The sequence below is a fragment of the Streptomyces sp. NPDC030893 genome (assembly GCF_055571535.1).
On the sequence record NZ_JBVIFC010000017.1, the window covers coordinates 83,088 to 108,643 of the forward strand.

A 25,556-nucleotide genomic window follows, 5' to 3' on the forward strand; every position below is an offset into this window, starting at 1 on the left:
ATGCCCAAACAGGTGGACTACGAAAGCCGACGTCGCCGGATCGCCGAGGCCGTCTGCCTCCTCGCCGACGAACACGGACCGGAGGGCGTAAGCATGCGCGACGTCGCCGCCCGCGCGCAGGTCTCACTGGGCGCCGTTCAGCGATGTTTCCGCAGCAAGGGGGAGATGCTCCTCTTCGCCGTCGACCACGTCGGCGAACGCATCACCGAACGTGTGAGGACCCGCCTGGCCGCAAGCCCGGCCCAGTCGGCCGCCACCGCCCTGGGCCACGCGGCCAACGAGATCGCCCTGCTCCGCGAAGAACACCGCGCCGAAGCACGGATCTGGCTCGCGTTCATCGCTCAGGCCGCTGTCAGCGAGCCACTCGCCGGTCCGCTGAGAACCAGCTACGCGGCGCTCCAGAGCCTCCTCGCCCGCCTCATCACAGAGGCCACCGACAGCGGCTCGGCCGACGAAGGCGCTACGCCACCTAACCCGCAGCACGAGGCTTGCACTCTGCTCGCCCTCGCCGACGGCCTCACCACCCACGTACTCATAGGCCACTTGACCGAAGAGGAAGCCGAGGAAGTCCTGCACACGCATCTGGCCGGCCTCTGGGAACGCCTCGGCACCACCCGCCTCCGAAAGACCATCTGACACTCAGGGCACTCATCGCCTCGCGCGTGCCGTGTCGGCTGCACCGAATTGCCAGGGCAGGGGAGCTGCCACAGGCACCAGGTCGTGTCGCTTGTCCCTGTCGAGGCGGAACGTCCCGTACAGGTTGACGTTCGACCAGAACAGCGCGGTCAGGCTGCGCCGGTCTTCGCTGCACCGACGACGTGGACGCCGTCTTGCGGCAGAGCCGGTAGCTGTACCAGGTCACCCCGCCCCTCCCGGGCACTTCGCTGATACCCGCGCCAGCCGTACACCAGAGCCCTTACCGTCCAGCCCGACAGGCGATCACGGGGGCGTGCGGAAGGAGCTGGGCAGTGGGGCGGGATCTGGGTCTGGACGGGGTGGTGGACCACTTCACCCTCTCCGGAGACGAGGCGGGCTGGCTGCGGAACAAGACCGGCGCCACGAGGCTGGGCTTCGCCGTTCAGCTCAAGTCGCTGTCGGCGTGATCGCGGCCGTCGCCGTGGCCGTATGACAGGGAGGCCGGGCAGCCACCGTGACCTCGACCGTGATCGCGAGGGACCCGCACCCGCCACGACCGCAGGCCGAGCCGCGGCCGTACCCGTCACGTCCGCGCCGTGGTCGCCTACTCCGCTGCTGCGGCGCATGCCTCCGCCTCTGCCAGGTAGCGCGCCACCGGGCCCAGGGTCAGCATTCCGCCGGCCGCGCCCGCGTGTTCCGCACGGGCGTCGCGCAGGGCAGCCGCCGCGTGCGCGGCGGTTCCGCGCTCGCCGAGGCGTACGGCGGCGCGGGCGGTCAGGCACCACATGGCCTCCTGCATGTGGTCACGCGGTGGTTCGGGCAGCGCGGCCAGGGCGGTACGGGCCTCCTCGCCCCGGTTCTGGGCGAGCAGTACGAGGGGTCGCGCCCAGGGCTCGTACGGACCCCAGTCGAGGTGCGGGTCGGTGGGTGCGGGCCGGTCGTGCAGCAGGCGCAGTCCCAGCAGGGCGAGCGGGAACAGGCCCCGGTGCAGCCCCGGCATCCCGGCCGGACGGAGGGCGTCCTCGGCGGCGCGGTAGTGCGCCGCGGCCGTGGCGGCGGTCGGTCCGCCGGGTTCGGTGCTGCGGGCGGCCGTGGCCCGGGCCCGGAACCACCCGGTGAGGACGGGGACGAGGGGCGCCTCGGTGGTGGCGGCGAGCCGGTCGGCGGCGTCAGCGTGCGAGGCGGCGGCGTCGAGGTCGCCGAGGGCCGAGGCGGATTGCAGGCGGACGAGCCGGCCGAGTACGGCGAAGTTCGGCAGGTCGTGCCGGGTGGCGAGGTCGAGGATCTCGGCGCCGGTCCTGTCCCGTGCCGCCGCGAGCCCGGGGCGGGCGAAGGACTGCAGGAACACCCCGTTGAGGGCGAGGACCAGCAGGGCGGGATCGGCCAGGCGCCGTGCCAGCTCCTCGGCCTCACGCGCCGCCTGCCGCGCCCGCTTCAGCTCGGGCCCGGACAGGTCGGCGCTGCGGCTCTCGACGGCGACCGTGGCCAGGAGGCGGGCCCGCAGATCGGCGGGGCCGTCCGGGCCGAGCCCGGTGAGCGTGCGCTCGGCAGCCGCGACGACGGCACGGGACTGCTCGGGGTCGTCGGCCCGGCTCCAGAGGGCGGGCACGTCGTAGGCGCCGATGATCCGGGCGGTCAGGGAGAGGTCTCCCGTACGCTCCGCCGCGCGGATGGCGGCGAGGCGGTCGCGCCGGGAGTGGACGAGGGCGTCGCCACCCGCCAGGGCGAGGGTACGGGCCAGATCCACGGTGGTGCGCGGGCCTAGCCGGCGGACACCCTGGCCTGACCACGCGGTACGGGCCCCTTCGGGCGGCGCTGACCCGTTGAGGATGTCCGTCTCCAGGCGCTGAAGGCCGGGGCCGGGGTCGAGTCCGAGCTGGTCGACGAGCATCGCGCGGGCGCGGCGGAGGGTGGCCAGCGCGTCGGCCTGGCGGCCCGCCCGGTACAGCGCGCGGGCCAGCAGCTCCCAGGCCGGCTCGCGCCACGGGTGTTCGGCGACATGGGCGCCCAGTTCGGCGACGAGGGCGGCGCCTTCGCCGGAGTCGAGGAGGATGCGGGCGCGCAGTTCCACGCCCTCCAGCCTCAGTTCCTCCAGCCGGGTCCGTTCGCGCTGCGCCCATGCGGAGCCGGTGACGTCGGCGTAGGCGGGTCCGCGCCAGGCCGCGAGCGCCACGCCGAGGTCGGCCACCGCGCCGGGGTCGCGGCGGGCGCGGGCCAGGGTGTCCTGGAACCGGTGGACGTCCACGTCGTCGCGCGGCAGGCGCAGCGCGTAGCCGGGGCCCTCGGTGACGATGACGCGCGGCGGATCGCGGGGCGGCCGGTCGGGTTCGAGGGCGCGGCGCAGCGCGGCGACGAACGTACGCAGAGCACCCACGGCGCGTACCGGCGGATCGGTCCACAGGTCATCGACGAGGGTGTCGGTGGTGACCATCCGTCCCTCGGCGGCGACGAGCCGGGCGAGCACCTCACGATGGCGGGGTCCGCCCAGGTCGACCGGGCTGCCGTCGTCGCGGAGGGCCCGTACCGCACCGAGCACGTCGATTCGCATGCCCTCATCCTCCGTGCCGGGGACCGACCGCGGCCAACCGTACTGATCGGCTGCTGATCGCCGTCGCCCAAGCTGATCGCATCACGTCCCTGACCTCGACCCCGAAAAGGTGGTCCCTCATGACGCTCACCCTTCCCGGCTTCGATCATGTCCGTCTGCCCGGTGCCGCGGACGGGGTGGAGCTGGCCGCGGCCGTCGGCGGCAATTGCGGCGGCAGCCCGGTCGTGCTGCTGCACGGCTTCCCCCAGACCCACCTGATGTGGCGGCACGTCGCCGAGCGGCTCGCCGACGAGCACACCGTGATCTGCCCCGACCTGCGCGGCTACGGCGCCAGCGACAAGCCGGCGGCGACCGGCCCCGAGGTGTACGCCAAGCGCACCATGGCCGCCGACGTCGTGAACCTGGCGGCGGCGCTCGGCCACGAGCGCTTCGCCCTGGTCGGCCACGACCGGGGCGCCCTCGTCGCCTTCCGGGCCGGCCTCGACCACCCGGAGACCATCACGCACCTCGGCATCCTCGACATCGTGCCGACGCTCGACACGTGGAACGTGCTGCACGGCGTCTCGGCGGCGGTCGGCTACCACCTCTTCCTGATGGCACAGCCGCCGGGACTGCCGGAGGCGATGATCTCGGGCAGTGCGGACGCGTTCTTCGGCTCGTTCCTCGACGCCTGGGCCGGCGACCCGGCCGCGATGCCCGAGGAGGTGCGTGCCGAGTACCTGCGCGCGAGCGCCGCCGCGGTGACGTCGATCGTCGCGGACTACCGGGCCTCGGCGGACATCGACATCCGGCACGACCAGGCGGACCTGGACGCCGGGTCACAACTGGCCATGCCCGTGACGGTCGTCCAGCAGGACTGGGGCGCGCAACTCGGTTACGACGCCGCCGCGGTGTGGAAGGCGTGGGCCCCGGACCTGGACCACCGGCTGACCCGGGCCGGACACTTCATGGCCGAAGAGGCACCCGACGAGATCACGGCGGCGATCCGGGGGCTGCTGGCCCGCTGAGCCCGCTGAGCCCGCCGAGCCCGCCCGGTCCCGACTCGTCGGTCGGGCCTCGGCCACCGACCACCCCCTCGCCGTCGAACAACGCACGGGAATCACCCGGGACCGCGTGAGGGAGATCGCCGCAGCGGTGCGGCACACCTCCGGTGGCAGGGACCAGCGGCGCCGGCCGACGCGCGAGTGCCGCTGACTCCTCGGGCAGCAGAAGGACTGAGCCGCCGCCCCGGTACTTCGTCGAAGCACACGGACCCGCTCGGTCAGCGGTCTCATTCTCGATCGGCGGTCTCGTTGCGGTGGGAGACCCGGGACGGACGGTGCCCGCGCCACCCCACCGCCCGGCAGTGTCGCTCAGGAGGTCGTGGTGCCGGGAGTCAGGCGGCGGAGGGGGGTGTCGAGTTCGCGCTGGTAGAAGTCCAGGAAGCCGTCGGGGTCGGGGCCCGCGTTCTGCATGACCAGGCGGTCGTAACCGGCGTCCACGAACTCCTGGGCGACCTGCAGATGGCGGTTCAGGTCGGGGCCGCAGGCGAACTTGGCCAGCATGTCCTCCTCGCGGACCGTGGTCGTCGCGGCGTCGAAGTTGACCGGGTTGGGCAGCTCGCTCATGACCTTCCATCCGGTCAGCGCCCACCGGGAGGTCTCCAGCGCGGCTTGGGCACCGCTCCGCTCGTCCGGGGCCCAGGCCAGGGGGACCTCGGCGTATCCGGGGCCGGTGCCGCCGGCGTCCCGGTAGTGGCGCAGGATCTCCGGCTTCTGTTCGTTGACGAACAGGCAGTCGCCGAGTTCCGCGGCGATGCGTGCCGAGTTACGGCCGCTGGCGGCCACGGCGATCTTCGGCAGCTCGGGCGGGAGGTCGAAGACGCGGGCGTCCTCGAGCCGCAGGTGCTTGCCCTCGTAGGAGCGGTAACCGCCTTGCCACAGCAGGCGGATGATGTCCAGCGCCTCGCGCAGCATCTCGTGCCGTACGTGGACGGAGTCGGGGAATCCGAGGCCGACGACGTGTTCGTTGAGCCGCTCGCCGGAGCCCACACCGAGCACGAAGCGCCCGCCCGAGACCAGCGCGAGCGTCGCCGCCGCCTGGGCGATGATCGCCGGGTGGTAGCGGATGGTCGGGCAGGTCACGCCGGTGACCAGCTGGATGCGTTCGGTCCTGGCCGCGATGGCGCCCAGCACGGTCCAGGTGAAGCACGAGTGGCCCTGGACGTCCAGCCACGGATGGAAGTGGTCGCTCATCTCCACGAAGTCGAAGCCAGCGGCCTCTGCCGCGATGGCCTGCCGGATCAGCTCGTCCGGCCCGAAGGCTTCGGAGGCCAACTTGTAGCCGATTTCCATCTGCCGCCCCTTCTTCTTTCCGGTAGCCGGCCTCTGTCCCGGGCCCGATGGCTCGACGGGCCCAGTGGGCTCGATGAACCCGATGCACCCTGGCAGGCCGGAGGGAGGGCGGTGAGGAGGCGGGCTGCGCCCGGCCGCGTTGTCACCTGAACGGCGCCCGCCTCGGTACGCGGCACGGAGCAGCAGCGCCCCGGCGCCCCGGCGGCCCGGGCCCGGGCCCGGGCCCGGGCCGCCGGCCGGTCCACGGGACCGCGAAGAGGATGTCGGGTTCCCTCACCGCCGCTGACCTCGGCCGATGTCGAGGATGCGATCGACGGGGACAGGAGAGACGCTGGAAGTGGTGCGCGGCCTGCTCTGTTGCCTGTTGCCTGTTGCCGAAACCGCGACACCGCTGCGCGCCTACCCGACGGAGGCGTCATGGATCACAGAGAACGGCCCCTCGTCGACGCTCCCGCGTTGCGCTTCCGCTCGCCCGACGATCCCTCCCCACCCGGCGAGGACCTCGCATCGCCCACCCTGCCGCTGCCGCCTCCAAGCGACCGCCATGAGCTGGACCTGCTGGTCCGCGCGGTGGCCACCACCCCGACCGGTGAGCGGCAACTGATCATCGACACGATCGCCGGCTTCGACCACCGCGATGTGGTGGCCGCACTGCTTCACGAGTCCCTCTTCGAGCTGCCGGTCCGCGACTTCGGCCGGCACCTGCTGCTGCTCTCCCTCACCGGCGAACTGCGCGAGCCGTCCTCCGCCGAGCCTCTCGAGCGCTTCCTCTGGCTCGACGACGAGGAGGTGTGGGCAACCCCGGCCACCGGCCCCGGCTGCATGTTCGCCGCCACGGGCACCCTGCAGAGCCGGGCCGCCGAGATGCTCGTCTGGGTGCTCCGCCACCATCACTCCGACGCCATCCGACGCGTCCTCACCGACCACCCCGGTCAGCAGGTCCGGGTGGCCACTCTGGGCGCCTGCGCGTACGCCGTCGACGACGACCCCGGCGAACTCGACCGGCTCCGTGCGCTGGCCCGGGAAGAGGACCAGTGGGCGGTGGGCCTGCCCCGACGGGCCGCCGACCACGGCACCGGGGAGTTCGACGCGGCGGTCTTCGACCGTGCGGTCGCGCGCCACCAGGAGGAGTTCGGCTCCGCCGTGGAGCTGCCCCAACCCCTCGATCGGGCGGAGGGAGACGGCGATGTGCCGTGACGGCATGACCCTCACCGAACTGGCGGTACGTCGCCTCATCCCGGCGCCCTCGCAGTGGCCGGAGTTCTACTCGTGGGCCGACGACGCCTTCGCCCTCGACGACGACTCCTGGAACGGCGCGGGCCGGCTGGACGCGTGGAGCAGCATCCTGCCCTACGGAAAGATGGTCAACTCGGTCTATCTGCTGGCCTACGCGCTGCGCGACGAGTACATCCCGCAATGGCACGCCCGCGCCGACTACCTGGCCGCGGCGCGCGCCGGCAGCAGCAGGTACCACGGCCCCTTCTACACACGCTTCCTCAACCGTGACGGCCTCGAGGCCCAGGCCGAGACCGGCCGTGTCCTGGCCCGGGACCGCACCAATTTCCGGTGCCCGGTCTTCCACGTGGGCGGTCCCTCGGACGACCCGGCGAACCGGGCCGCCGTCATGGTCCACGAGGCGTGGCACCACTGGCAGTACAAGTACGGCTGGGAAGGCAACCACCTGACCGGCGGCGCGATCGAACCCGGCCTCGACGGCGACTGGTACTACTTCCACGGCTCCGGTCTGTTCGACTTCGGCACCCTGTGGGCGGCCGACCCGAACTCCAGCCCCATGAGGTTCCACTCGCCCTACCAGGTCGGCATCGAGTACAACGCCGACCTTGCCGAGTTTCCCTTCTCCTGGGTACCGGTCGCCGTCCGGGACCAGGCCCGCTTCTACGGCAACACCCGCCTCGCCCGGCAGTGCCGCAACAGGGTCTCTTACCGGATCGGCGACCCGCGCCCGTTCTGACCAGCCGTGCGATGCGGCGGTGCGGGCGCGCACGCCTTCCCGGGACGGCGAGCCGACGGGGCCGGGTCACGCGTTCGCCCCTGCGGGCCGCTCAAGCACCGGGCGCTGCTCAGCTCACCGTCTCCGCGACGATCAGGTCACGGCACAGCCGCGCACGCTCGGCCACCCCGTCCACCCCGGCCACCCCGCCTGCCCCGTCTCCTACCGCAGCCAGCTCGGCCAGATAGCTCAGCAGTTCTGTCGAGCTGCTCGGTTCCGGCCGGGCGGCGAGCAGCTCCTCGGCCGCCTGCGCCACACGGTTCTCCGGTGCGACGAGCAGGGCGTGGAAGAGGTCCAGGAACTTGGTGCCGACTTCCGTCGCGGGGTCCATGGGCGAGGTGAGCAGCTGAAGCCACTGTTCCGCGCACGCTTCGGGCCTGCCCTCCACGGTGTCGAGCATGAGCTTCTCGAATCTGCAGGAGAGGTCATCGGGAGCCATGCGCACCGCCCGCTCGAGGTCCGTGCGAGCCTTCTCGAAGTGGCCGGCCTGGCGGTGAACCCTGCCGCGGATGCCGAGGGCCCAGATGGAGGCGGGGTCGAGTTCGAGGGCGGCGGTCAGATCGGCGACGGCCTGGTCGTAGCGGCCGGCCTGGTGGTGTGTCTCTCCCCGGGCGCCGAGGGCCCAGGCGTAGGTGGGGTCGATCTCCAGTGCGGCGGTCAGGTCGGCGATCGCCTCGTCGTAACGGTCGGTCTGGCGGTACGCCTCCCCGCGCTGGCTGAGGGCCCAGGCGTAGGTGGGGTCGAGTGCGAGTGCGGCGGTCAGGTCGGCGATCGCCCGGGAGTAGCGGCCCATGTGCAGGTGCATCTCTCCCCGGGTGCCGAGGGCCCAGGCGTAGCGGGGGTCGAGGGCGAGCGCGGCGTCGAGGTCGGCGACGGCCTGGTCGTAGCGGCCGGTTCGGCGGTGGGTCTGGCCGCGGGAGGTGAGCGTCCACGTGTTGGTGGGGTCGAGTGCGAGCGCGGCGGTGAAGTCGGCGATGGCCTCGTCGTGGTGGTCGGTCTCCTGGTGCGTCTGGCCGCGGGAGGTGAGGGCCCAGGCGTAGGCGGGGTCGAGGGCGAGGGCGGCGGTGAAGTCGGCGACGGCCTGCTCGTGGCGGCCGGTTCGGCGGTGGGTCTGGCCGCGGGAGGTGAGCGTCCAGGGGTCGGTGGGGTCGAGGGCGAGGGCGGCGGTCAGGTCGGCGACGGCCTGGTCGTAGCGGCCGGCCTGGTGGTGTGCGCGGCCGCGGAAGCTGAGGACTCCGGCGTCGGTGGGCTCGAGTTCGAGGGCGGCGGTGAAGTCGGCGATGGCCTCGTCGTAGCGGCCGGCCCGGTAGTACGCCCAGCCGCGGGTGCCGAGCGTCCAGGCGTCCGCGGGGCGGAGTTCCAGTGCGGCGGTGAGGTCGGCGAAGGCCTCGTCGTACTGGTCCACCTGGAGGTGTGCCTGGCCGCGCTGGCCCAGGGCCCAGGCCAGGGCGGGGTCGAGTTCGAGCGCGGCGGTGAGGTCGGCGAAGGCCTGCTCGTACCGTTCCGTCTGCAGGTGCGCCTGGCCGCGGGACGCGAGCGCCCAGGCGTCGGCGGGGTCGAGTGCGAGGGCGGCGGTGAAGTCGTCGACGGCCAGGTCGTAGTGGCCGAGCCAGCGGTGGGTCTCCCCGCGGCGGGCCCAGGCACGGGCGTTACGGGCGTCGCACGCGAGGGCGCGGTCGAACTCGGCGAGCGCCTCTTCCTCCCGGTCGCAGAGGTAGAGGCGGATGCCGCGGTAGGTGTGGGCCCAGCTCTTCGTCCCGGCGCTCAGCCGGCCGTGGGAGAGCAGGACACCGAGGCAGGTGAGCCCGGGCTCGTCGTCGGCGAGAGCGCCCCGAAGGCGTTCGGACCAGTCGAGCAGGGCCGGGTCGGTGGTGTCCCGTGCGGCCTGTTCCAGGGCCTCGATCCACTGCCGTAGGACGGCGGTGTCCTCGCCCGCGGCATGGACCACCTGTTCGAGAGCGGGGGTCAGATGCGTTCCCGGGTGCGCGCACAGCCGGTGGTACGTCTCGTCCAGACGGTGCCGGCGCCAGTCGGGGTCCTTCCACCGCTTCGCCTCGGGCAGCCGCTCCTCGACCGCGGCACGCCAGTCGGCATGCGTGCCGGCCAGCCGCAGATGCGCCGACTCCCAGCCCCGGGGGGAGTGGGTGCGTTCCTGGCGGACCATGCTGGCGCGGACCACCGCGTGGTAGTGCTTGAAGTCGCCGCGGCCGCTGACGAACGGCTGCCCGCACAGCCACTCCCACAACGCCGCCGCCCCGGGCCCGGCCGCGGCGGCGAAGACGTCCTCGTTCAGCTGCAGCGGCAGCGCACACGCCCGTACGGCCGCGCGCTGCTCGGGGGTGGTGATCCACTGTACGAAGCGTTCGACGGCCACGTCGGCGAGGTCGCCGCCCGCGTCGACCTCGTCGGCCGTGCGGGGGCGGGCCAGGGCGAGGAGCTCCACGAGCAGGGGCAGCCCCATCGACAGCTGCAGCACCGCTTCCACCACCGCGGGATCGGACACCCCCCGCGACGTGAGCAGCGAACGCGTCTCCGACTCGGTGAAGACCTCCAGCGGTACGTCGGCGACCTGGTCCCGCAGCGGCGCCCACTCCCGCTCCGCCAGCTCGTCCCGGCCCGCCAGTACGATGATGACGTTGGCCGGGACCGGTCCGAACTCCTCGTCCAGCAGGCTCAGCAGCCACCCGTCCAGGTACTGCGCGCTCTGCTCCCACGTGTCGAAGAACAGCACCACCCACGGCCGCCGGCGGCACAGCCGCTCCAGCTCGGCCACGAAGGCACGGCTGAGCCCCGCCTCGTCACCCCGGCCGCCGCGCCGCCCCGCACGGGACCGCGACACCGACCGAAGCCGGTCCAGCCCCTGGGCGGCGGTGTCCGGGTTCGCCATCGCCGTGACGACGCCGGCCCCCGGGATCAGCGACGCCGCTCCCAGTGCGGCCTGCGCCACGACCCGGCTCGACACCGACGCCTCGCCCTCCACGGGCATCGGCTCGGTCTGCTCCCGGCTGAACTGCTCGACCGCCTTGTCGAACTCCTTGCACGGTCCCGTCTGCTCCGCCAGCTGCCGGGTCAGCTCGACCAGGGCCTGCCGTACCCCGTGGACGTCGTTCTCGTCCACCACCGCCGTCACCGCGTCCGCCCGTCTGGCCGCCTCCTGCCACTGGCGCAGCAGCGTGGACTTGCCCACCCCGCCCACGCCGCGCACGTGGAAGAGGAACTCGGCCGGAGCCTCCTCGGACAAGGGGTCCTTCGACAGGTTCTCCGTGAACAGCGCCAACTGCGCACGCCGCCCCACGAACCGGGCCTTCGCCCGCTGCCGGATCAGCGCCCCTCGCGACAGGCCGCCCCGCGCACCCGACCCCGACAACCAGCCACCCCCGCAACTCGCCCGCCCCGCTCCCGGGACCGGCCACACCTGCCACCGACGTCCGACGCCTCACCAGAGGCAGGGCATCAGTCTCCAGGTCCGGGCCCCGGTCTGTCAGCCAGGTGAGGGAGGAGGCAGCCGGTTGACCGACACCGGAGGTGCCGCGCCGCGGGTTCGGTGGCCGGTGCGCTCCCGCCGACGCCTTGGCCGGCGTTGACGGCTGTTCCACACGAATGGGTACCGGTCCGGACCGGCCCCGGTCCTTGAGCGGGGAGAGCCGGGTGACGTCCTCGCCGGGCGAGCAGGTGCTCCTACGGTCGCGGTGGCGGGTCGGTGTCGTACCGGTGAGCAGCGCGGGCCGAGCGGATGGACACGAAGGCGGTGGCGAGCAGTTCGAGCAGGGTCGCTGCGCGGGGGTGGGCGTCGCGGCGCGGTGTGATCGCGTAGATCCCGCGGGTCGGGGGATCCACGAGGCCGACTGTGGTGACGTCGGCCCGCAGCGCGCGCGTCAGCACTCCGGGGATCAGCGCGATGGCGTGACCGGTGGCGACCAGGGCCAGCTTGCCGGGCAGATCGGCCGCGGTGAGGTCGATGCGGACGCCGACTCCGGCGCGGGCGGCGTGCTGGTGCAGGAGCGCCGCCGAGCCGTCGTTGTCCTCGACCCAGGTCTGGTCGGCCAGCGCCTCGACGGGCACCGGCCCGCGCCCGGCCTGCGGATGACCGGCCGGCAGTACGACGACCATCTCGTCCAGCCCGAGGAACCGCCGGCCGACGCGCGGGTCGACGGCCAGCCCCGGCGGAGCGTCGGTGACGACGGCGACGTCGAGGTCGCCGGCGACCACGCGGCTGTGCAGTTGTGCGCTCAGACCGGGCAGCAGGCTCCACCGGAGGGATCCGGTCCGCTCCAGCAAGCCTCGGACGGCCTCCGGGACGAAACCCGCGGCGAGGGACGGTGTCGCGCCGATGGCCAGCGGCCGGTCGCCCACCCCGTCGCGAACGTCTCGTACAGCGCGAACGGCGCGGTCCGCCTCGTTGAGCGTGGCCAGGGCGTGGCGCCGGAACACCTCACCGGCCGGAGTGGGGCGCACGCCACGGGCATGCCGCTCCAGCAGAGGCACGCCGAGCTGCTGCTCCAGCCCGGCGATCTGCCGGGAGACGGCCGACTGCGTGTGATGGGACTCGGCTGCCGCCGCCGACAGCGACCCGAGCCGGCACACGGTCACGAATACCCGCCACACCGTCAGATCCATGACGGCAGTATGACCGGCAGGTATGCGAGGTGCGCAGGGCAGGGGTGCGAAGTCTGCGCTTGTCGCATCCGTCGAGGTGGCACCAGTGTGGGGTGCATGACCACACCGCACACGATCGCCGTCCTCGGTCTGGGGCGCATGGGCGGCGCGATCGCGACACGACTGGCCGCCCGCGACTGGGACGTCGTCGGCTGGACACGCTCGGGGCGGACCCCAGGTCCGGTCAGGACGACCGGCGACCCGAACGAGGCCGTCGCGCAGGCCGGCGTCGTACTCCTGGCACTGTTCGACGGGCCGGCGTGCCGGCAGGTCCTCGACGACGTGCGCGCATCGCTGCGAACGGACACGATCGTGCTCAACACCAGCACCGTCGCCCCCGCCGAAGCGTCGGAGCTGGCCCGGCAACTCGGTCCGTCCTACGTCCACGCGCCCGTGCTCGGGTCGGTGCCGGCCGCCGCCGCCGGCGCCCTGCACCTTCTCGCCGCCGCCGACCAGGACGCGCTCGAACGGGTCCGGCCGGTTCTGGAGACGCTGGGCACCGTCCGGCGCACGGACGACGCCTCCACCGCCGCCGCGCTCAAGCTGATCGCCAACAACAGCCTCGCCGGCGCCGTCCTCGCGCTGCGTGACTCACTGCGGCAGGCCGACGCCCTCGGCCTGCCCCGTACGCAGACGCTGGACGTCCTCGAACTCGGCCAGCTCGGCGGGCTGGTGACCCGTAAGCGACCCCTCCTCACCGACCGGCCGGCCGCCGGCACAGCAGAATTCACCATCGGAGCGCTGGCCAAGGACATGGCGCTGCTGGCCGCCGCGTCGCACACCCCCTCGCGCAGCGCGGCCGACCTGACCGGCACCCCCGCCGACCCCGACCCCGAGGCCGACATCGCCGCCGCCGCGACGGTCCCCGCCGTGGAGGACGCCGTGCTCGAACCGCTCCGCGCCTACATGCGCGGACACGCCACCGGCGACCCCACCCACTTCCTCGACGCGTTCCTGCCCACCGCCCACATCGAGGGAATCCGGGACGGTGCGTTCGTCTCCTGGCCCCTGGACGAGTACTGCGCCCTCTTCCCGGGTCGGCCCGCCCCGGACGAACCGACCCGTTCCCGCCGCATCGACGTCATCGACGTCCACGGCACCGTCGCGACCGCCACCATGACGCTCCGGCACGGCACGGACGTCTTCACCGACGTCTTCCTGCTGACCCGCGTCGACGGCAGCTGGCGCATCGCCAACAAGGCGTATCACCGGCATTCCTGAGAGAGCGGCGAGCGGGCCGGTGCGCTGGAGGGCCACCGGCGGGTCACGCGCGGTGCGTGGTGGCGAGGGCTTCTGGAGCGCGGCTTCCCGTGGTTACGGCCGCCCGCGCATCTCCCCGGGAGCTCCGGACCGGCCCGTATGATCACGCCGTGGCGATGGCGGGCTTGGACGACCAGGTGACGACCGCGGAGAACTATCGCCGCTTCGCCGAGCACGAGACGGCGGGATACTCCCCCGCCCACGAGGCACTGGCCCCCGCGGTGGCGTCCGACCCGGCCGTGCTGGGATTCCTGAGCACCCTGCCCGTCGACAAGCGCCAGCCGAACCTGCTGTTCCTCGCGAGAGGTCCCGCGACATGCCGGAGTTCGCCGGACCGGCCGTCGCCGTCGCCGTCGGACAGTTCCCGTTCTGTCGTCCCGCTGCCTCCCGGCCGGGGCCCGGGTCAGGACGTGGCGGCGCCTCGGTGTGCGCAGGGCGGCTGTGCCCGGGGGCTGCCGGTCCGGTCCTGGTCTGTGCGGACGGGCAGCGCGGGCGCGGTGGCGCGGGGGGTGCGGGTGCGGGCCTTCCACGGTGGGGTGTTGAGGAGGAAGTCGATCCTGTCGGCGAACCGGGGCTCGGGGACGGGCAGTTCGATGTTCGGGTGGCGGTTGTAGTGGGGGGTGACGGCGTCGGCGACGTAGTTGGTCAGGGCGACGATGCGGTGGGGCCGGCGGCGGTAGCCCGGGGCCGCGAGTTCGCTGAGGATGCGGAGCACGGTGGAGACTCCGGCGTCGAAGCGGATGTCCGTGGGCGGGCATGTGCCGGCGACGGTGAGGGTTTCCGATGCCCCGGCCTCGGGGGTGAGGTCGAGGCCGGTCTGCTGGGCGTAGAAGGCGGCGGCGTGCTGTTCGCCGCGGACACGGTGGTGCAGGGAGAGGGTGTAGCAGGCCGGGGGGTGGCCGTCGCCGGCGGCGTACTGCCACCAGAAGCGGGCGCCGTCCTCGATGCCCGCGAGGTGGAGGGCGCAGCCCAGGAGCCAGGCGCTGTGGTGGTCGGGGATCTGGTCGGTGAGGAAGGCCAGCACGTCGGGGGTGACGGCGGTGACGGCGGTTTCGCACAGCGTGTGGAGTTGCCGGGCCGCGGCCGGGTCGGTGTGGTCGGAGCAGGTGGGCAGGGGGGCGGCCGGGAGGTGGTCGGGGCAGGTGCCGTCGTCGTGGGGGACGGCGTCGTCGGGGACGTCGGGGTGGTGGTGCAGGCGGGCTCGGGCGAGGAGCTGGTCGATGGCAGACATGACGGGCGGGGTCACTCCCGGGTGTTGGGGGCGTCGAGGAGGGCCTCTACGGTGGCGCGGGCGTGGTGGTCGACGGCGTGGGCGATGGCGGGACTCAGGCCGAGGACATGGGGGATGCGCTGGTCGGGGATGCCGCACAGGTAGTGCAGGACGGCGACGTCCATCTGGTCGTCGGGCAGGCGGCTGATGGCGTCGAAGAGATCGATCAGTTCGGACAGGGCGATCAGGTGCCCGGGGTCCTGGCTGGTGCGGATCTCGCGGGTGGAGAAGACGGCGGCGCGCAGATCGGGGTGTCCTTCGTGGCGGGGGGCGCGGAGCATGACCCGGGAGCGCAGCAGGAGCCAGGCGTAGCGGTTGAGGTTCGCGCTGGCGGTGGCTTCGTTCCAGGAGAGCCACAGGATGTCGTTGGCTTCCGCGACGACTCCCCGGGCCCGCCGGTCGGTCAGGAGGAAGGCGGAGGCGTATTCCAGGTAGGGGCGGTACATGGTGTCGGTGAACGCCTGGTAGGGCAGCGGGGGCCCTTCGGCCTCGTGGGCGACCTGTTCGATGCACTGGCGGATCCACTCCGGGCCCTTGTGGGCTTCGCGGGCGGCGGCTCTCCACAGTCGGCACATGGGCGCCGTGGGTATGTCCAGGGCGCGGATCACGCTGAAGGTGATCTCCCAGGCGGGGTAGTAGCCGTTTCCGCGCAGGAGTTCGCTGATCCGGGTCTTGGAGTAGCCGGACCGGTCGACGAGGTCGTCCAGGGTCATGCCACTGGTGAAGAGCACGTTGCGGACGGGTTCGAGCCAGGCGCGGTGCAGTGCGCCCGCGCTCGGGGAGATGGGGGCCGGCGGGCGGCCCCGTCTGACGCTGTGTGGTGGGGGCTGGGCGGCATCGGACGACGGCATCACCGCGGCGCCTCCTGACCGTCCCGCAGCCGCCCGGTCGGGCCGTCGGTGGAGGACGGTGTGGCGTCCGCGGGACGGGGGCGTCCGTCGGACGCCGTGAGCGCCTGGACGACCTGCTGCACGAGCAGGCCCAGGGAGGGCAGCAGGACCGCCGCGGCGGCTGCGTGTCCCAGCACGGTCATCACCGTGCTCCACGTAAGGGCCGCCGCCAGGACGACAGCGGCCACCACCTTCTTGCTCGACCTCGACATCGCACTCGGTTTCTGTGAGCGAACAGTTTCAACTGGCCTTCCTTCAGGCGGCGCTGAAGCGCCATCAGGAAGGACCGCCAGAATGACCGCACACAGCCTTCCGACGCTATGTGATCATGGGATTACGGAACAATAAGAAGATCCGCCACCTTCCGCTACGTCCCGCCACCCGCCTCGCGGCCCCCGTAGCGCACGGTTCATCCCTTTGAGGAGAAAAACGGCACTTCTGCTCTGCAATTGCAGGGGATCCCTCATCATGGATGCTCCAAGGCGCCACTCGACGCCGCACCACGTGCGGCCCCCTGTGCTGAAGAACGAAAGAGGGGGCCGCACGACCCACCACCCGTGAGCCCGGCCCCGCGTGGTCGGGCCCGGTGGCGGGATGCGTACACGCCGACCTCGTCGACGGCTGCGGGATCCAACTGCGCGCGGCGGTACCGACCGCGCAACGTCCTGTACCACTACGGCCCCGAGCGGCTTGTCATCGGCAAGTACTGCGCGCTGGGGACGGGCACCCGGTTCATCATGAACGGCGCCAACCACCGCATGGACGGCCCGTCCAACGTCGTCGAGGGCTGGAACGGAGCCAACGACGTCATCTTCTTCGGCAAGAGCGGCGAGCTCAGCAGCAACCGCCGTGACCAGCAAGAACTGTCCGTTCTCGCGCTCCATCTCCTGCAAACGGCGCTCGTCTTCGTGAACACCCTGATGATCCAGGACATGCTCGCCGACCCCGAGTGGGCCGACGTCCTCACCGACGAGGACAAGCGGGCCCTGACCCCGCTGTTCTGGATGCACGTCCAGCCCTACGGGGAGGTGCGGCTGAACATGGGCAGCCGTCTCCGGCTCGCGGTCCCCACCCCCGCCGACCCCGAGCCGGAACCGGAGCCAGCCGCGGCCTGGGTGCCGGCGCACGCCACTCGGCCCCCTCACCACGTCCCGGCGAGGGGGCCGATCTTCAATCCGAAAGCTACTGGTGGGTTACTTGTCACCTGGTTCGCTGCTCGTTAACGGCACCCCGTGTACGAGGGAGTGAGGATGTCAATCGGTGTTCTTCGGGTGGCGGGTGGACGCGTACACGAAAAGGACAGTGCGGCGTGCCTCGTCGACGAGATGGCGAACGCGGCCGCCCGCTGTCACCTCGTACTCCCACTGGGGGTACTCCCGGCCGCCGTGGCTGCCCGTGGCCAGACGGCCGCGCAGCGGGTGCTGGCGGTCCGGATCCGCCCGGGGCAGCGGGTCTCGGCGCAGAGCCTCGAAACAGCGGCGTGCGTTTTCCTGGAGCCTCCGCGCCCAGCCCGCCCCACCCTTTCGCTGCCTCGTTCGTCGCGAATCGCAGGCGCCACTCACCGCTCACGGACGGCGGAGCGACATTGTCACCGCGCTTCGGGGTCACGGCGCTGTCACCTCGCCGTGGTCCTCGTCCGGCAGCCGGCGGGTGAGCTGTGCGGTGAGTTCGGGATCGGCGAGGATGCGGGCCGTCGCGCGCCATTCGACGACGAGACGGTGGAGGTTGCCGTGCACGTCCAGCTGGGCCGCGTCATGCGTGGCGTCGATGAGGTCGGCCACGAACTCCTTCGACTCTTCCGCGGACAGGTGACGGACCCACGGGAAGACCGATGGCAGTGCGCGCAGTATGGCTCGCTCACCGGCATCACTGCGCACGAGGGCGGAGAGGAGTCGGGCGGTGATGTCCGCCGTTTCCTCGCGTTGTTGGTCGTGGCGGGCGGTGGTGAGGTAGAGATCCTCTCCGTCCCGACGCGTGACGTGCACGCGGTGAGTCCGGTCGAGCGTTTCGGCGACGCGTTTCGAGTTCTTCGAGAGCTCGGAGAAGGCGACCGTAGGTGTGAACACGACCTGACCTTGCTTCGGAACATGTTCCGAAGTCAACTGGACGGGGCTGATCCTGAGCCCGATGGCGGGATTGAGCGTGCCTCCGGGTCTGCCCTTTCGTCCTCGTTCGGTCGTCCCCGCCCGGCCTGGGCTGCGGGGACGACCGAACGGACGAGGTGAAGGGTGGGGTAGGCGTGCGCAAAGCACAGCCGACTGCGGAGTTGCGGCCGACGGTGCGGGCTGCCGCCGTGCGCGGGGCAGACCCTACGGGCCTGGGGGTCGAGATTGGTAGGCGTCGTTGATCGTGTAGTCGGTGTTCGGCTTCCCTGTGCTGTGGAGGGGAGCGAGGGTCACGGGCTGCGGTCGCGTCCGTCCCGTGGGGCGAAGGCTGCGAGGGCGTCGGCGTCGGTAGCGCGAGCGTGTAGGAAGTAGTCGGCCCATTCGGCGATGTCGGGTAGGACGAGACCTGGCTGAGCTGGGTGGCTGCGGCCTGGAGGTCGAAGTGCGTGGTGCGGAGTTCGACGCCCGGGCCCAGGAGGGCCCAGTGTGCTCCGGTTCGTCCGTAGGGCATGCCGATGCTGCCGGGCGGAACCGGGGGTCCTTCGGGGTCGGACTCCTCGAGCGTCTTCGTCTCGGTCACGGCCGCGGGAGCGGACGCGACCGGCTCGGGGGCCGGGCTGGTGGCTGGTGTGGGGGCCGGCTCGGGGTCGAGCCAGGCGAACAGGCTCTCCTGCAGATGAGAGCGGCCGGTCTCGGGCGAGAGGGGGGCTGTCGCTGTCGTCACCGTTCCTCCGGATCACTGCGGGGTTGACATAAAGCGCAACCCCCTTCACCCCCGGAACGTCAACGGCCGTGTTCTGTTACACCCCAACGGCTGCGCCCCCGGGCCGAGAGGGCTCGGGGGCGCAGCCGTTGGGTGGTTCAGGAGGGGTCAGGACGATGCCATGGCACCGTCGGCCGAAACGGTTCAGGCATCGGAGGCAGCTTGCCGAACTGGGGCAGCCGGACCCGTTCGGCTCTGTTCACCGCGTCCTCTCCGCTCGTCTCGTCCGCGGCGGCCGCGCGATCCTCGGCAACGCCGGCGGGAGCCCACTGGTGCCCGTCCCACTCCTGGATGCCGCGCGGCGTGTCAGGCTCGACGTGAGCCCCCTGCGGCTGTTCACCGAGAGGGACCGCCTGACGTTCCCCGGGCCTGGGGCGGCGCTCCTCACGGCGTGCTGCCCACTCTTCGAGGGGTTCGTCTTCCACGGGGTGCTCCCTCCGTTGCCGGTTCTCGTCCAGTCTGCCGCGTCGTCCCCGGTCACCGGGACCATGTGCGGGTCACAGCGTCGCCGACCAGCCACCACGGGACAGGGTTGTCCTCCCGTCGGGGGTGATGGTGACCTGGGCGCCGTACACGGGGAGTTCGCCGTGCTCGAGCCACCGCCACCGGATCTCTTCCAGAACGTCGTACAGGCGGCGCGGGCCGCCTTGGTAGACGGTCGTGGTGTGCTCGCCGCGCGCGGTGTGGGCTCGGGCCCATGAACCATCGGAGTGCAGCATCCAGGTGATGCGGCTGCCGTCGTCCGCGGTGCCGTTGCGGTGCTCGATGCCGGGCACGGTCAGGGAGAGCATCGACCACACTTCCCATGCCTGCATGACGTCCAGCACGGGGAACGAGGAGACGGACACCTCTCCTTCGGTGTGGTTGGCGGTGGTGAACACGTCGTTGAGGGCGGGCGGGTAGTCGTCGCCGGTCCGGGTGGTCATGAACGCCCCGCGGTCCCACTCCACGCGTCCTGTGGCGCCGCCGTCTTCGGTCTTGTCCGCTGTGACGATCAGACCGGTACCGGCAAGGGTGGTGACCAGACGCCCGCCCGGGGCGAGGGCGGCCAGCCACGAGGCGGGAATGCGGGGCATCGACACCATGGACACGATCCGGTCGAATACGCCCGGCAGCTCCTCGCCTCCGGCGTCGGCGGTGACGACGGTGGGATGCCGGCCTATACGGTCGAGGCGCTGCGCGGCCGCTTCGGTGAGGTAGGGGTCGACATCCAGTGTCGTCACCAGGTCGTCGCCGAGGCGTTGGCAGGCCAGAGCGGCGCTGTATCCGGAGCCGGTGGCCACGTCCAGCAGCCGCACGCCCGGGGTGAGGCGGCCGTGTTCGAGCATCGTCACGACCAGGCTGGGCAGGGTGGAGGACGAGGTCGGATGCCCGGTGACCGGCGGGTACGGGCGCGCATGGTCGGCGTGTACCGCACCAATGCGGGTGACCAGCGTGGTGTCCGCGTACGCGGCCGCAGCCCACGCCGACTCATCGGACGGCCCATCGGCAACGATCCACCCCTCTGGGCTGGACGTGTACCAGCGTTCCACCAGCAGATGCCGGGGCGTCTCCTTGACCGGCGCCCACCAGTTCGATCCCGGATAGGTGACCCGGGCCGCCAGCGCTGCCGCGTGCGGCTTCCAGTCCATCAGGTGACTCCTTGCAGGTCGTCAACAATTGCCTCGGCGATCGGCAGGCCGGTCGCGCCCTGGATCCAATCCCACTGGCCACACGGATTGACCTCGAGGAACGTCCACTCTCCCCCGGGGCCCACGATGAAGTCTGCCGCGCCGTAGCGAAGTTGCAGCCGCTCCATCAGGCGCCGCACACCCGCAGCGACGTCGTCAGGGACGGTCGTCGTGGTGTACGACAGTGCTCCGTAGTCGCTGCGCCAGTCCTCGTACGAGGCTTCACTGCCGGCGTGGATCGCGGCGGCGAACATGCGCTCCCCGACCACCGTCAGCCGCACCTCGTGGTCCTTGCTCACCCATTCCTGGAACAGGTGCGCGGTGGTGTCGATCCCGCGCAGATCTTCCAGCTCGGGCAGGGTCAGACGCTGTGTATACACGGCTTTGAGCCGGCCGTATTCGATCAGCACGGGGGAGGCGACCGGCTTGCACACGATCGGCCTGCCGATCTCCGTGGCGAACGCGATCACGTCCTGCGGCCGGTTGGTGACCAGGGTGGGCGGGACGCGGAGGCCGCATGCGCGGGCGGCAGCGAGCTGCACCGGCTTGAACTCGGCGCGCGCCATGGCGGTGGGGTGGTTGACCCAGCGGCATTCCAGTGCGGACAGCACCCCGCCCAGGCCGGCGCGGGCCTGAGCGGAAGCGAACCTCTCCTCCGGGCCGGACATCCCCTCGGGGAAGCGGAACGCCCCGGGGGCGCGGTAGTACACCGCGCCGACCCGGGACAGTTCCACCGTCCGGTGCTCGGTGGCAAGTTCGCCCGTCCACGCGCTTGCCTGGTCGATCCGTCCGGCCAGGGCGAGCCGCTGCGGGAAGTCGGTGGTGTCCATGCGGAACACCTCCACTCCGCGGCGCTCCAGCTCCACGACGATCCGGTCCGTGGGCCAGTCGTCGGAAGCGGCGATGATCAGGACGGGCGAGGGCATCAGTCCTTCGCCCCCTCATCCAGCGGCGGCGGGTTCTTCACGTTGCCGTCCGGGACGGTCGGCGAGTGCGTGTTCGCCATGCAGGTCAGCAGGCCGCCGTCGTCGGAGATGTTGACCTGTCGGTCGTGGTCGTAGACGTGCGCCGGGATTCGGGCGGCACCGGTGGAATCAGGCGTGCGCGCGAACCGCAGCGCCCACGGCCTGGTGGCCGGAGCCGATGGGGCCTCGTCGCTGTAGGGGGTGCGGCCTCCGGGCAGGGTGAGGGGGAACGCCTCGCGCTCCGGTGCTGTCGTCACAGTCCTACTTCCCTTCGTTTCGTGTGTGCGATGGGGTGGGCAGGCCCGGTGCAGAGGTGGAGTCGGGGGACTCCGGCGGGCCCGCCCGACGCCGGCCGCCTGTCCTTCGGTGTGGCCGACCGGCGCGTCTGGGCCCGGCGCGGGGCGGTGATTGTTCCGTGGGGGGAACACGGATCGGGCAGGTCGTCCCCGCGCCGGGAGTTGTGCCTGCCCGACGGCCCGGCCGGGGGACATCCGGGCCGCCGAACAGGGGTCTACGTGGCGCGCTCCAGCTCCCACAGCAGTTGGCTCAGGCCCAAGAGCCGGAAGGAACTGAGACGGCGCACCATCTGAGAGGCGAGGACGGTGGGAAGGAGCTCGTGGCCGTAGGGGATCGGTCCGGCGGGCCGGTGTACAACCTGTAGGCCCTGGTCGCCGTAGCCGTAGCCGACGCCGTTCACCCCGTACATGGGCGCGCTCTGCGCGACGAACACCATCGGGTCGGGGGTGAGGTGCGGGCACAGTTCGGCGGCCGTACGCACGTGCCTCGGGCACACGGGCGGCTGGTTCGTGAGGACCATCGGGTCGTCGGGGTCCACGGTGTTCGGGCCGGCAAGGAAGATGAACCCGAGAGGAGTCCGCGCGCGTTCGGCGCAGACCTGGCAGCGCAGGTTCTGCATCGTGCCCCGCTGCCGCAGGGGGTGCATCATCCGCCACTGCGGCCGGCCCGTCGGCCGTCCGAGGTCGTCGACCTCGCCGAAGGCGCAGCGGGCCCACAGCACGCTCCGCAGGTCCCGGTCCCGGGGATCCTCGTCGGCGTAGCGCAGCCGGTAGCGGCCCGGCCGGAACGAGGTCAGCAGCAGATTGTCGGGGGCGGCCTCCTCCCCCTCGCGCTGGATGACGAACGGGACCAAGGGCGGTTCGCGGCGCACGGAGTTCTCTCTCGAACGGGACGGGGCGGTACGGGCGGGCGTCATGCCGCCTCCTTCAGGCAGCGGATCGCGGCGAGCCGGTCGTGGAGTTCGTTGGCGGTCCAGCCCAGCCGGCGCAGGTGCGCTACGGCCTTCCAGTGGCCGCCGGGGAGGTCTTCGTCGCGCAGCGTGCGGGCCCGCTCGATAAGGTGCGCCGCGGCAGTGTCCTCTTCGGCTTTGGCGGCGATGGCGATGGTGACCAGCCGCATGAGGTGTCCGCGGAGCCGTTCGGCGAGTTCTTCGGTGTTCTCCTCGGCCGGGGGGACGTCGTCCAGGACCACGGCGACGTCGTCGAGGAGGGCGACGCCGTCGAACACGGTCCAGCCGCGGAGCCTGTCTAAGACGGTGGCCAATTCCCCGAGGGATAAGGGCGGCGTCCACGGCCGTACGGTGTCGGCGGTGCTGGGGGCCGTCACGGCTGGCCGCCGGAAACCGCGAGGCAGCACCAGGTGGTGGCTCCGTCGTCGCTAGTTCCCCAGGAGCCTCCGTGGGCGGAAGCGAGGCAGTTGACGAGGAACAGGCCGCGGCCGCGCTCGGTGTCGTCGGCGGCGTGGCGGACGACCGGCCGACCGGGGGTCTCGTCGTGCACGGCCAGCCGCAGGAAGCCGTCTCTGACCGTCATGGTGAAGGTGACTTGTGCGCCGGCCCCGTGCTGGATGGCGTTGGTGACCAGCTCGGAGACGATCAGGGTGGCGTCGTCGACCAGCGTCTCCAGGCCGCAGAACCGCAGCCGGGCCGCGGTCAGCTTCCGGGCCATCCGCACGCGGCGCGCGTCCCGTTCGGGAATCTCGTCCCCGGCGGCGGGCGGGCAGACCTCGAAGCTTACGCTCACCCGGTCGTCGGCCCGGTGCAGACGTTCGGGCCGGCTGCAGCCGCGGTGTGGGTGCCCCGCCTCAGTCGCGGGGAGGTGCCCAGTCGTCATTATCGTTTGCCTCGCGCTCGGTTCGGCGCCCTTGCTTCTGCCCGCTGGGAGACGGGCCGCGGGCAAAGGCCGACGGCGGCCCACCGTCACGGGTGGCGGGTGGCCGGTAACCAGAGAACTCCTGTGCGCGAGGTGCTGGTTAGGACGATCAGGTGCCGATCCGGCGGATCCCCCTAGGGTGATTTGACCCGCGCTTTGCATGACGGTCGGCGCGTGAAGGGCTACCGTGCGTGCATGAACGCCACTCGCAATGAGGCTCTTGAGGCGTGGATGGCCGAACACGGGCACAGCTCCAACAGCCTGGCGGAGGCGGTGAACAGGGCCCTTGAGCGACTGACCGGACGGCCCGGCGGGCTCGACGGCTCATCTATCCGTGCCTGGAAAGCAGGCCGCATCAGGTGGCCTAAATCGGCCACCCGCAAGGCTCTTGAGGATGTCACCGGCTTACCCGCCAGCGAATTAGGGTTCTTGCCACGGGGCCGGACTTCGGCCAACCCCGCCGCACCGCAGGAGGACCCCGACATGAAGCGCCGCACCCTCGTAGGCGGCCTTGCTGCTGCAGCCGCCGCAGCAGCAGCGGCCCCCGGCACCACTGCCCCCCGCCGCATCGGCATGACCGACGTCGACCGTCTACAGCAGCGTTTCGCCGAGATCATCGCCAGCGACCACCGCCACGGCGGGCAGCGCGGCATCGAGCAGCGTGCCGCCGCACTCGCCGACGAGGCACTGAACCTGCAGAACGCTGGCAGCGCCACCCAGCGGGTCCGCAACAACCTGTACGCGTGCGCGGCATCCTTCCGCTCCTCCGCCATGTGGGCCGCGATCGACGGCCGCCGCTACACCGACGCGAAGATGCATATGCGCGAGGCGCAGGCCCTCGCGGAGATGTCCGGCGACCAGGCCATCAAGTTCCGTATCTGGAGCCACGCCGGCGCCGTGTACCGGCACATGGGCCGCCCCGCCGATGCCTTCGCCGCCAACGACGTGGCGCGCAACCTCCACATCACGCGCCGCGACCCGATGTTCGCCTCCCTTGGCCTCGCCCGGCAGGCAGCCATCCACGGCGCAGCCCAGGACCGCACCGGCACCCGCCGCACGTTCGACCAGGCGCATGAAGCGATACAGCGCGCCAACCCCGACGACTATCGGCCGGTGTGGCTGCTCGCCTTCTATGATCAGGCGGAACTCCACTCGCTCGCCCTGTCTGCCCACTTGGCGCTGGGTGACTACCCGACTGCCGAGTTCCACGCGCACCGCTGCTTGGCAGGCCTGCGCCCGCACATGCGCCGCTCCCAGGCGATTACCATGACGCGCCTCGCGCACGCCCAGCTCGCCCAGGACGACCTGGAAGCCGCGACCGCCACCGCGATGAAGGTCCCCGCCGACGCCGCTACCCAGCACGCCCGGGTGTCCCGCATGCTGCAGGAGTTCAGCGCAGCCCTTCGCGCAAAGGCACCGAAGAGCAACACTGCGCAAGCCTGGGCTGAGCACACCCGCGACGCCCGGAGGGCCGCCGCATGACCAGCGCACCGACGACCGAACTCCGTACGCACACCGACCTGGACCCGATACGCGGCGACATCCTCGACACCTACGCTGAGGTCCGCGCCCCGCTGCTCCACCTGCCGAACTACGCGGTTACGGCGTTCGGGGAGCGGCTGGACCGGCACAGCACCGAGCCCGGTTTCGCGGCCGTCCTGGCGTACGCGGAGGGGGCCCCGGTCGGCTACGTCTACGGCAACCGCATCGAGCACGGTGACCGATACTGGCAGCGCACCGCCCCGGAGCCGTCACTGGAGTACACCGGTCAGACGGCCGTCGCGCTCAAGGAAATCGGCGTGCGTCCGGCGTGGAGAAAGACCGGCACGGCCAAGGCGCTGCACGATGCGTTCCTCGCGGCCCGTGACGAGCCGTACGTGACGCTCATGGTCAACCCGGCGGCCGGGGATGGGAAGGTTCACGCGCTCTACCGGTCGTGGGGATACGAGGACATCGGGCAGAGCCAGCCGTCCCCCGCCTCCCCGGTGCTCACCGTGATGATCCGCGCTACTCGCTGACCCTGGGCGTGGCGGGCCTCGGGAGAGGCCTGGAAGAGGCGGGGCCGATGTTATCTCAATAACAGCAAGGAGCTGGGGACAACGGCAACAGGGTCGGCGGAGGCAGGAACGTACGTGTCCGGATGGCCGGAGGGACGCATTGTGCGTACCGGACCGGCACGTACGACTCGGTTCGACACGAGCCGAAACGATGGGCTGGTTGGAGGACGGATCTCGTGCTGGTCTTCAGCTACTTGCTGTTATTCAATGACAGAGTGGACGGA

At 71.8% G+C, this 25,556-nt stretch carries 23 protein-coding genes and 2 pseudogenes; 9 read left to right on the forward strand and 16 right to left on the reverse strand.

The window, feature by feature from the left end; translation table 11 throughout:
- Both ACZ434_RS27180 and ACZ434_RS27185 read left to right on the forward strand, forming a co-directional pair.
- Complete coding sequence (locus ACZ434_RS27180) at nucleotides 1–636, forward strand: TetR/AcrR family transcriptional regulator (protein ID WP_468460298.1); 636 nt, start codon at nucleotides 1–3, stop codon at nucleotides 634–636.
- A 332-nt stretch (nucleotides 637–968) separates the two neighbouring features.
- A complete protein-coding gene (locus ACZ434_RS27185; RefSeq protein WP_468460299.1) occupies nucleotides 969–1,103 on the forward strand; it encodes a hypothetical protein in 135 nt (44 codons plus the stop codon).
- A 137-nt stretch (nucleotides 1,104–1,240) separates the two neighbouring features.
- On the opposite strand, the gene ACZ434_RS27190 is transcribed toward ACZ434_RS27185, so the two are convergent.
- Nucleotides 1,241–3,184, reverse strand: a complete 1,944-nt coding sequence (locus ACZ434_RS27190; protein ID WP_468460301.1) for an AfsR/SARP family transcriptional regulator — start codon at nucleotides 3,182–3,184, stop codon at nucleotides 1,241–1,243.
- 119 nt (nucleotides 3,185–3,303) lie between these two features.
- On the opposite strand from ACZ434_RS27190, the gene ACZ434_RS27195 reads away from it, so the two are divergent.
- On the forward strand, nucleotides 3,304–4,191 hold the full coding sequence (locus ACZ434_RS27195) for an alpha/beta fold hydrolase (RefSeq protein ID WP_468460303.1): 888 nt from the start codon (nucleotides 3,304–3,306) through the stop codon (nucleotides 4,189–4,191).
- A gap of 345 nt (nucleotides 4,192–4,536) precedes the next feature.
- Here the strand turns inward: ACZ434_RS27195 and ACZ434_RS27200 are convergent, their stop codons facing one another.
- Entirely contained in the window at nucleotides 4,537–5,517 is a 981-nt protein-coding gene (locus ACZ434_RS27200) for a TIGR03557 family F420-dependent LLM class oxidoreductase (RefSeq protein WP_468460305.1), read from the reverse strand.
- A gap of 417 nt (nucleotides 5,518–5,934) precedes the next feature.
- Here ACZ434_RS27200 and ACZ434_RS27205 point away from each other — a divergent pair, with 417 nt between their 5' ends.
- Both ACZ434_RS27205 and ACZ434_RS27210 read left to right on the forward strand, forming a co-directional pair.
- Nucleotides 5,935–6,714: a hypothetical protein gene (locus tag ACZ434_RS27205; protein ID WP_468460306.1), complete on the forward strand. Its 780-nt coding sequence runs from the start codon at nucleotides 5,935–5,937 to the stop codon at nucleotides 6,712–6,714.
- 4 nt (nucleotides 6,715–6,718) lie between these two features.
- The gene (locus ACZ434_RS27210; protein ID WP_468460308.1) at nucleotides 6,719–7,489 is read left to right on the forward strand and encodes a hypothetical protein; all 771 of its coding nucleotides are present in this window, start codon (nucleotides 6,719–6,721) and stop codon (nucleotides 7,487–7,489) included.
- 109 nt (nucleotides 7,490–7,598) lie between these two features.
- On the opposite strand, the gene ACZ434_RS27215 is transcribed toward ACZ434_RS27210, so the two are convergent.
- Nucleotides 7,599–10,895 (reverse strand): tetratricopeptide repeat protein, encoded by a 3,297-nt coding sequence (locus tag ACZ434_RS27215; RefSeq protein WP_468460310.1) that lies wholly within the window; start codon nucleotides 10,893–10,895, stop codon nucleotides 7,599–7,601.
- A gap of 311 nt (nucleotides 10,896–11,206) precedes the next feature.
- Nucleotides 11,207–12,145: a LysR family transcriptional regulator gene (locus ACZ434_RS27220; protein ID WP_468460312.1), complete on the reverse strand. Its 939-nt coding sequence runs from the start codon at nucleotides 12,143–12,145 to the stop codon at nucleotides 11,207–11,209.
- 96 nt (nucleotides 12,146–12,241) lie between these two features.
- Here ACZ434_RS27220 and ACZ434_RS27225 point away from each other — a divergent pair, with 96 nt between their 5' ends.
- The gene (locus ACZ434_RS27225; RefSeq protein WP_468460314.1) at nucleotides 12,242–13,405 is read left to right on the forward strand and encodes a nuclear transport factor 2 family protein; all 1,164 of its coding nucleotides are present in this window, start codon (nucleotides 12,242–12,244) and stop codon (nucleotides 13,403–13,405) included.
- A 442-nt stretch (nucleotides 13,406–13,847) separates the two neighbouring features.
- Here ACZ434_RS27225 and ACZ434_RS27230 read toward each other — a convergent pair whose 3' ends face one another.
- The 3 genes from ACZ434_RS27230 to ACZ434_RS27240 are packed head-to-tail and all read right to left on the reverse strand — an operon-like array spanning nucleotide 13,848 to nucleotide 15,816.
- Nucleotides 13,848–14,675 (reverse strand): DUF6207 family protein, encoded by an 828-nt coding sequence (locus ACZ434_RS27230; RefSeq protein ID WP_468460316.1) that lies wholly within the window; start codon nucleotides 14,673–14,675, stop codon nucleotides 13,848–13,850.
- An 11-nt stretch (nucleotides 14,676–14,686) separates the two neighbouring features.
- Nucleotides 14,687–15,565: a sigma-70 RNA polymerase sigma factor region 4 domain-containing protein gene (locus ACZ434_RS27235; RefSeq protein ID WP_468460318.1), complete on the reverse strand. Its 879-nt coding sequence runs from the start codon at nucleotides 15,563–15,565 to the stop codon at nucleotides 14,687–14,689.
- Nucleotides 15,565–15,816, reverse strand: a complete 252-nt coding sequence (locus tag ACZ434_RS27240) for a hypothetical protein (RefSeq protein WP_468460320.1) — start codon at nucleotides 15,814–15,816, stop codon at nucleotides 15,565–15,567. The genes ACZ434_RS27235 and ACZ434_RS27240 overlap by 1 nt, the downstream gene beginning before the upstream one ends.
- 570 nt (nucleotides 15,817–16,386) lie before the next feature.
- On the opposite strand from ACZ434_RS27240, the pseudogene ACZ434_RS27245 reads away from it, so the two are divergent.
- Nucleotides 16,387–16,827, forward strand: a pseudogene (locus tag ACZ434_RS27245) (Tn3 family transposase); the annotation flags it as partial.
- A 381-nt stretch (nucleotides 16,828–17,208) separates the two neighbouring features.
- On the opposite strand, the gene ACZ434_RS27250 reads toward ACZ434_RS27245, so the two are convergent.
- From ACZ434_RS27250 to ACZ434_RS27290, 9 genes and pseudogenes are all read right to left on the reverse strand, one after another.
- Nucleotides 17,209–17,670 carry a prevent-host-death family protein gene (locus tag ACZ434_RS27250; RefSeq protein ID WP_468460322.1) on the reverse strand — a complete coding sequence of 154 codons (462 nt, stop codon included), beginning with the start codon at nucleotides 17,668–17,670 and terminating at the stop codon, nucleotides 17,209–17,211.
- A gap of 329 nt (nucleotides 17,671–17,999) precedes the next feature.
- Nucleotides 18,000–18,241: pseudogene (locus ACZ434_RS27255) on the reverse strand (metallophosphoesterase family protein); the annotation flags it as partial.
- Between the two features lie 329 nt (nucleotides 18,242–18,570).
- The gene (locus tag ACZ434_RS27260) at nucleotides 18,571–18,897 is read right to left on the reverse strand and encodes a DUF6087 family protein (RefSeq protein ID WP_468460324.1); all 327 of its coding nucleotides are present in this window, start codon (nucleotides 18,895–18,897) and stop codon (nucleotides 18,571–18,573) included.
- Nucleotides 18,898–18,969: 72 nt separating this feature from the next.
- Entirely contained in the window at nucleotides 18,970–20,103 is a 1,134-nt protein-coding gene (locus ACZ434_RS27265; RefSeq protein WP_468460326.1) for a methyltransferase domain-containing protein, read from the reverse strand.
- Entirely contained in the window at nucleotides 20,103–21,068 is a 966-nt protein-coding gene (tgmB, locus tag ACZ434_RS27270; protein WP_468460328.1) for an ATP-grasp ribosomal peptide maturase, read from the reverse strand. The genes ACZ434_RS27265 and tgmB overlap by 1 nt, the downstream gene beginning before the upstream one ends.
- On the reverse strand, nucleotides 21,068–21,364 hold the full coding sequence (tgmA, locus tag ACZ434_RS27275) for a putative ATP-grasp-modified RiPP (protein WP_468460330.1): 297 nt from the start codon (nucleotides 21,362–21,364) through the stop codon (nucleotides 21,068–21,070). The genes tgmB and tgmA overlap by 1 nt, the downstream gene beginning before the upstream one ends.
- Nucleotides 21,365–21,618: 254 nt before the next feature.
- Nucleotides 21,619–22,320, reverse strand: coding sequence for a hypothetical protein (locus tag ACZ434_RS27280; protein ID WP_468460332.1), 702 nt, complete (start codon nucleotides 22,318–22,320; stop codon nucleotides 21,619–21,621).
- A complete protein-coding gene (locus tag ACZ434_RS27285; protein ID WP_468460334.1) occupies nucleotides 22,317–22,667 on the reverse strand; it encodes a DUF6415 family natural product biosynthesis protein in 351 nt (116 codons plus the stop codon). Before ACZ434_RS27285 ends, ACZ434_RS27280 begins: the two co-directional genes overlap by 4 nt.
- Nucleotides 22,668–22,726: 59 nt before the next feature.
- Nucleotides 22,727–23,146, reverse strand: a complete 420-nt coding sequence (locus ACZ434_RS27290; RefSeq protein WP_468460336.1) for an ATP-binding protein — start codon at nucleotides 23,144–23,146, stop codon at nucleotides 22,727–22,729.
- A 324-nt stretch (nucleotides 23,147–23,470) separates the two neighbouring features.
- Between ACZ434_RS27290 and ACZ434_RS27295 the strand changes: the two genes are divergently transcribed.
- Entirely contained in the window at nucleotides 23,471–24,757 is a 1,287-nt protein-coding gene (locus ACZ434_RS27295) for an XRE family transcriptional regulator (RefSeq protein ID WP_468460337.1), read from the forward strand.
- Nucleotides 24,754–25,293, forward strand: coding sequence for a GNAT family N-acetyltransferase (locus ACZ434_RS27300; protein WP_468460339.1), 540 nt, complete (start codon nucleotides 24,754–24,756; stop codon nucleotides 25,291–25,293). Before ACZ434_RS27295 ends, ACZ434_RS27300 begins: the two co-directional genes overlap by 4 nt.
- Nucleotides 25,294–25,556 lie beyond the last annotated feature (263 nt).

What these genes read in the sequence shown, in the direction of transcription:
- ACZ434_RS27195 (WP_468460303.1), top strand. Translation starts at nt 3,304, where the DNA reads ATGACGCTCACCCTTCCCGGCTTCGATCATGTCCGTCTGCCCGGTGCC.
- ACZ434_RS27210 (WP_468460308.1), top strand. Translation starts at nt 6,719, where the DNA reads ATGACCCTCACCGAACTGGCGGTACGTCGCCTCATCCCGGCGCCCTCG.
- ACZ434_RS27240 (WP_468460320.1), bottom strand. Translation starts at nt 15,816, where the DNA reads ATGTCGAGGTCGAGCAAGAAGGTGGTGGCCGCTGTCGTCCTGGCGGCG.
- ACZ434_RS27225 (WP_468460314.1), top strand. Translation starts at nt 12,242, where the DNA reads ATGACCACACCGCACACGATCGCCGTCCTCGGTCTGGGGCGCATGGGC.
- ACZ434_RS27295 (WP_468460337.1), top strand. Translation starts at nt 23,471, where the DNA reads ATGAACGCCACTCGCAATGAGGCTCTTGAGGCGTGGATGGCCGAACAC.
- ACZ434_RS27265 (WP_468460326.1), bottom strand. Translation starts at nt 20,103, where the DNA reads ATGGACTGGAAGCCGCACGCGGCAGCGCTGGCGGCCCGGGTCACCTAT.
- ACZ434_RS27235 (WP_468460318.1), bottom strand. Translation starts at nt 15,565, where the DNA reads ATGCCGTCGTCCGATGCCGCCCAGCCCCCACCACACAGCGTCAGACGG.
- ACZ434_RS27190 (WP_468460301.1), bottom strand. Translation starts at nt 3,184, where the DNA reads ATGCGAATCGACGTGCTCGGTGCGGTACGGGCCCTCCGCGACGACGGC.
- tgmB (WP_468460328.1), bottom strand. Translation starts at nt 21,068, where the DNA reads ATGCCCTCGCCCGTCCTGATCATCGCCGCTTCCGACGACTGGCCCACG.
- ACZ434_RS27220 (WP_468460312.1), bottom strand. Translation starts at nt 12,145, where the DNA reads ATGGATCTGACGGTGTGGCGGGTATTCGTGACCGTGTGCCGGCTCGGG.
- ACZ434_RS27200 (WP_468460305.1), bottom strand. Translation starts at nt 5,517, where the DNA reads ATGGAAATCGGCTACAAGTTGGCCTCCGAAGCCTTCGGGCCGGACGAG.
- ACZ434_RS27180 (WP_468460298.1), top strand. Translation starts at nt 1, where the DNA reads ATGCCCAAACAGGTGGACTACGAAAGCCGACGTCGCCGGATCGCCGAG.
- ACZ434_RS27205 (WP_468460306.1), top strand. Translation starts at nt 5,935, where the DNA reads ATGGATCACAGAGAACGGCCCCTCGTCGACGCTCCCGCGTTGCGCTTC.
- ACZ434_RS27280 (WP_468460332.1), bottom strand. Translation starts at nt 22,320, where the DNA reads ATGACGCCCGCCCGTACCGCCCCGTCCCGTTCGAGAGAGAACTCCGTG.
- ACZ434_RS27230 (WP_468460316.1), bottom strand. Translation starts at nt 14,675, where the DNA reads ATGTCTGCCATCGACCAGCTCCTCGCCCGAGCCCGCCTGCACCACCAC.
- ACZ434_RS27300 (WP_468460339.1), top strand. Translation starts at nt 24,754, where the DNA reads ATGACCAGCGCACCGACGACCGAACTCCGTACGCACACCGACCTGGAC.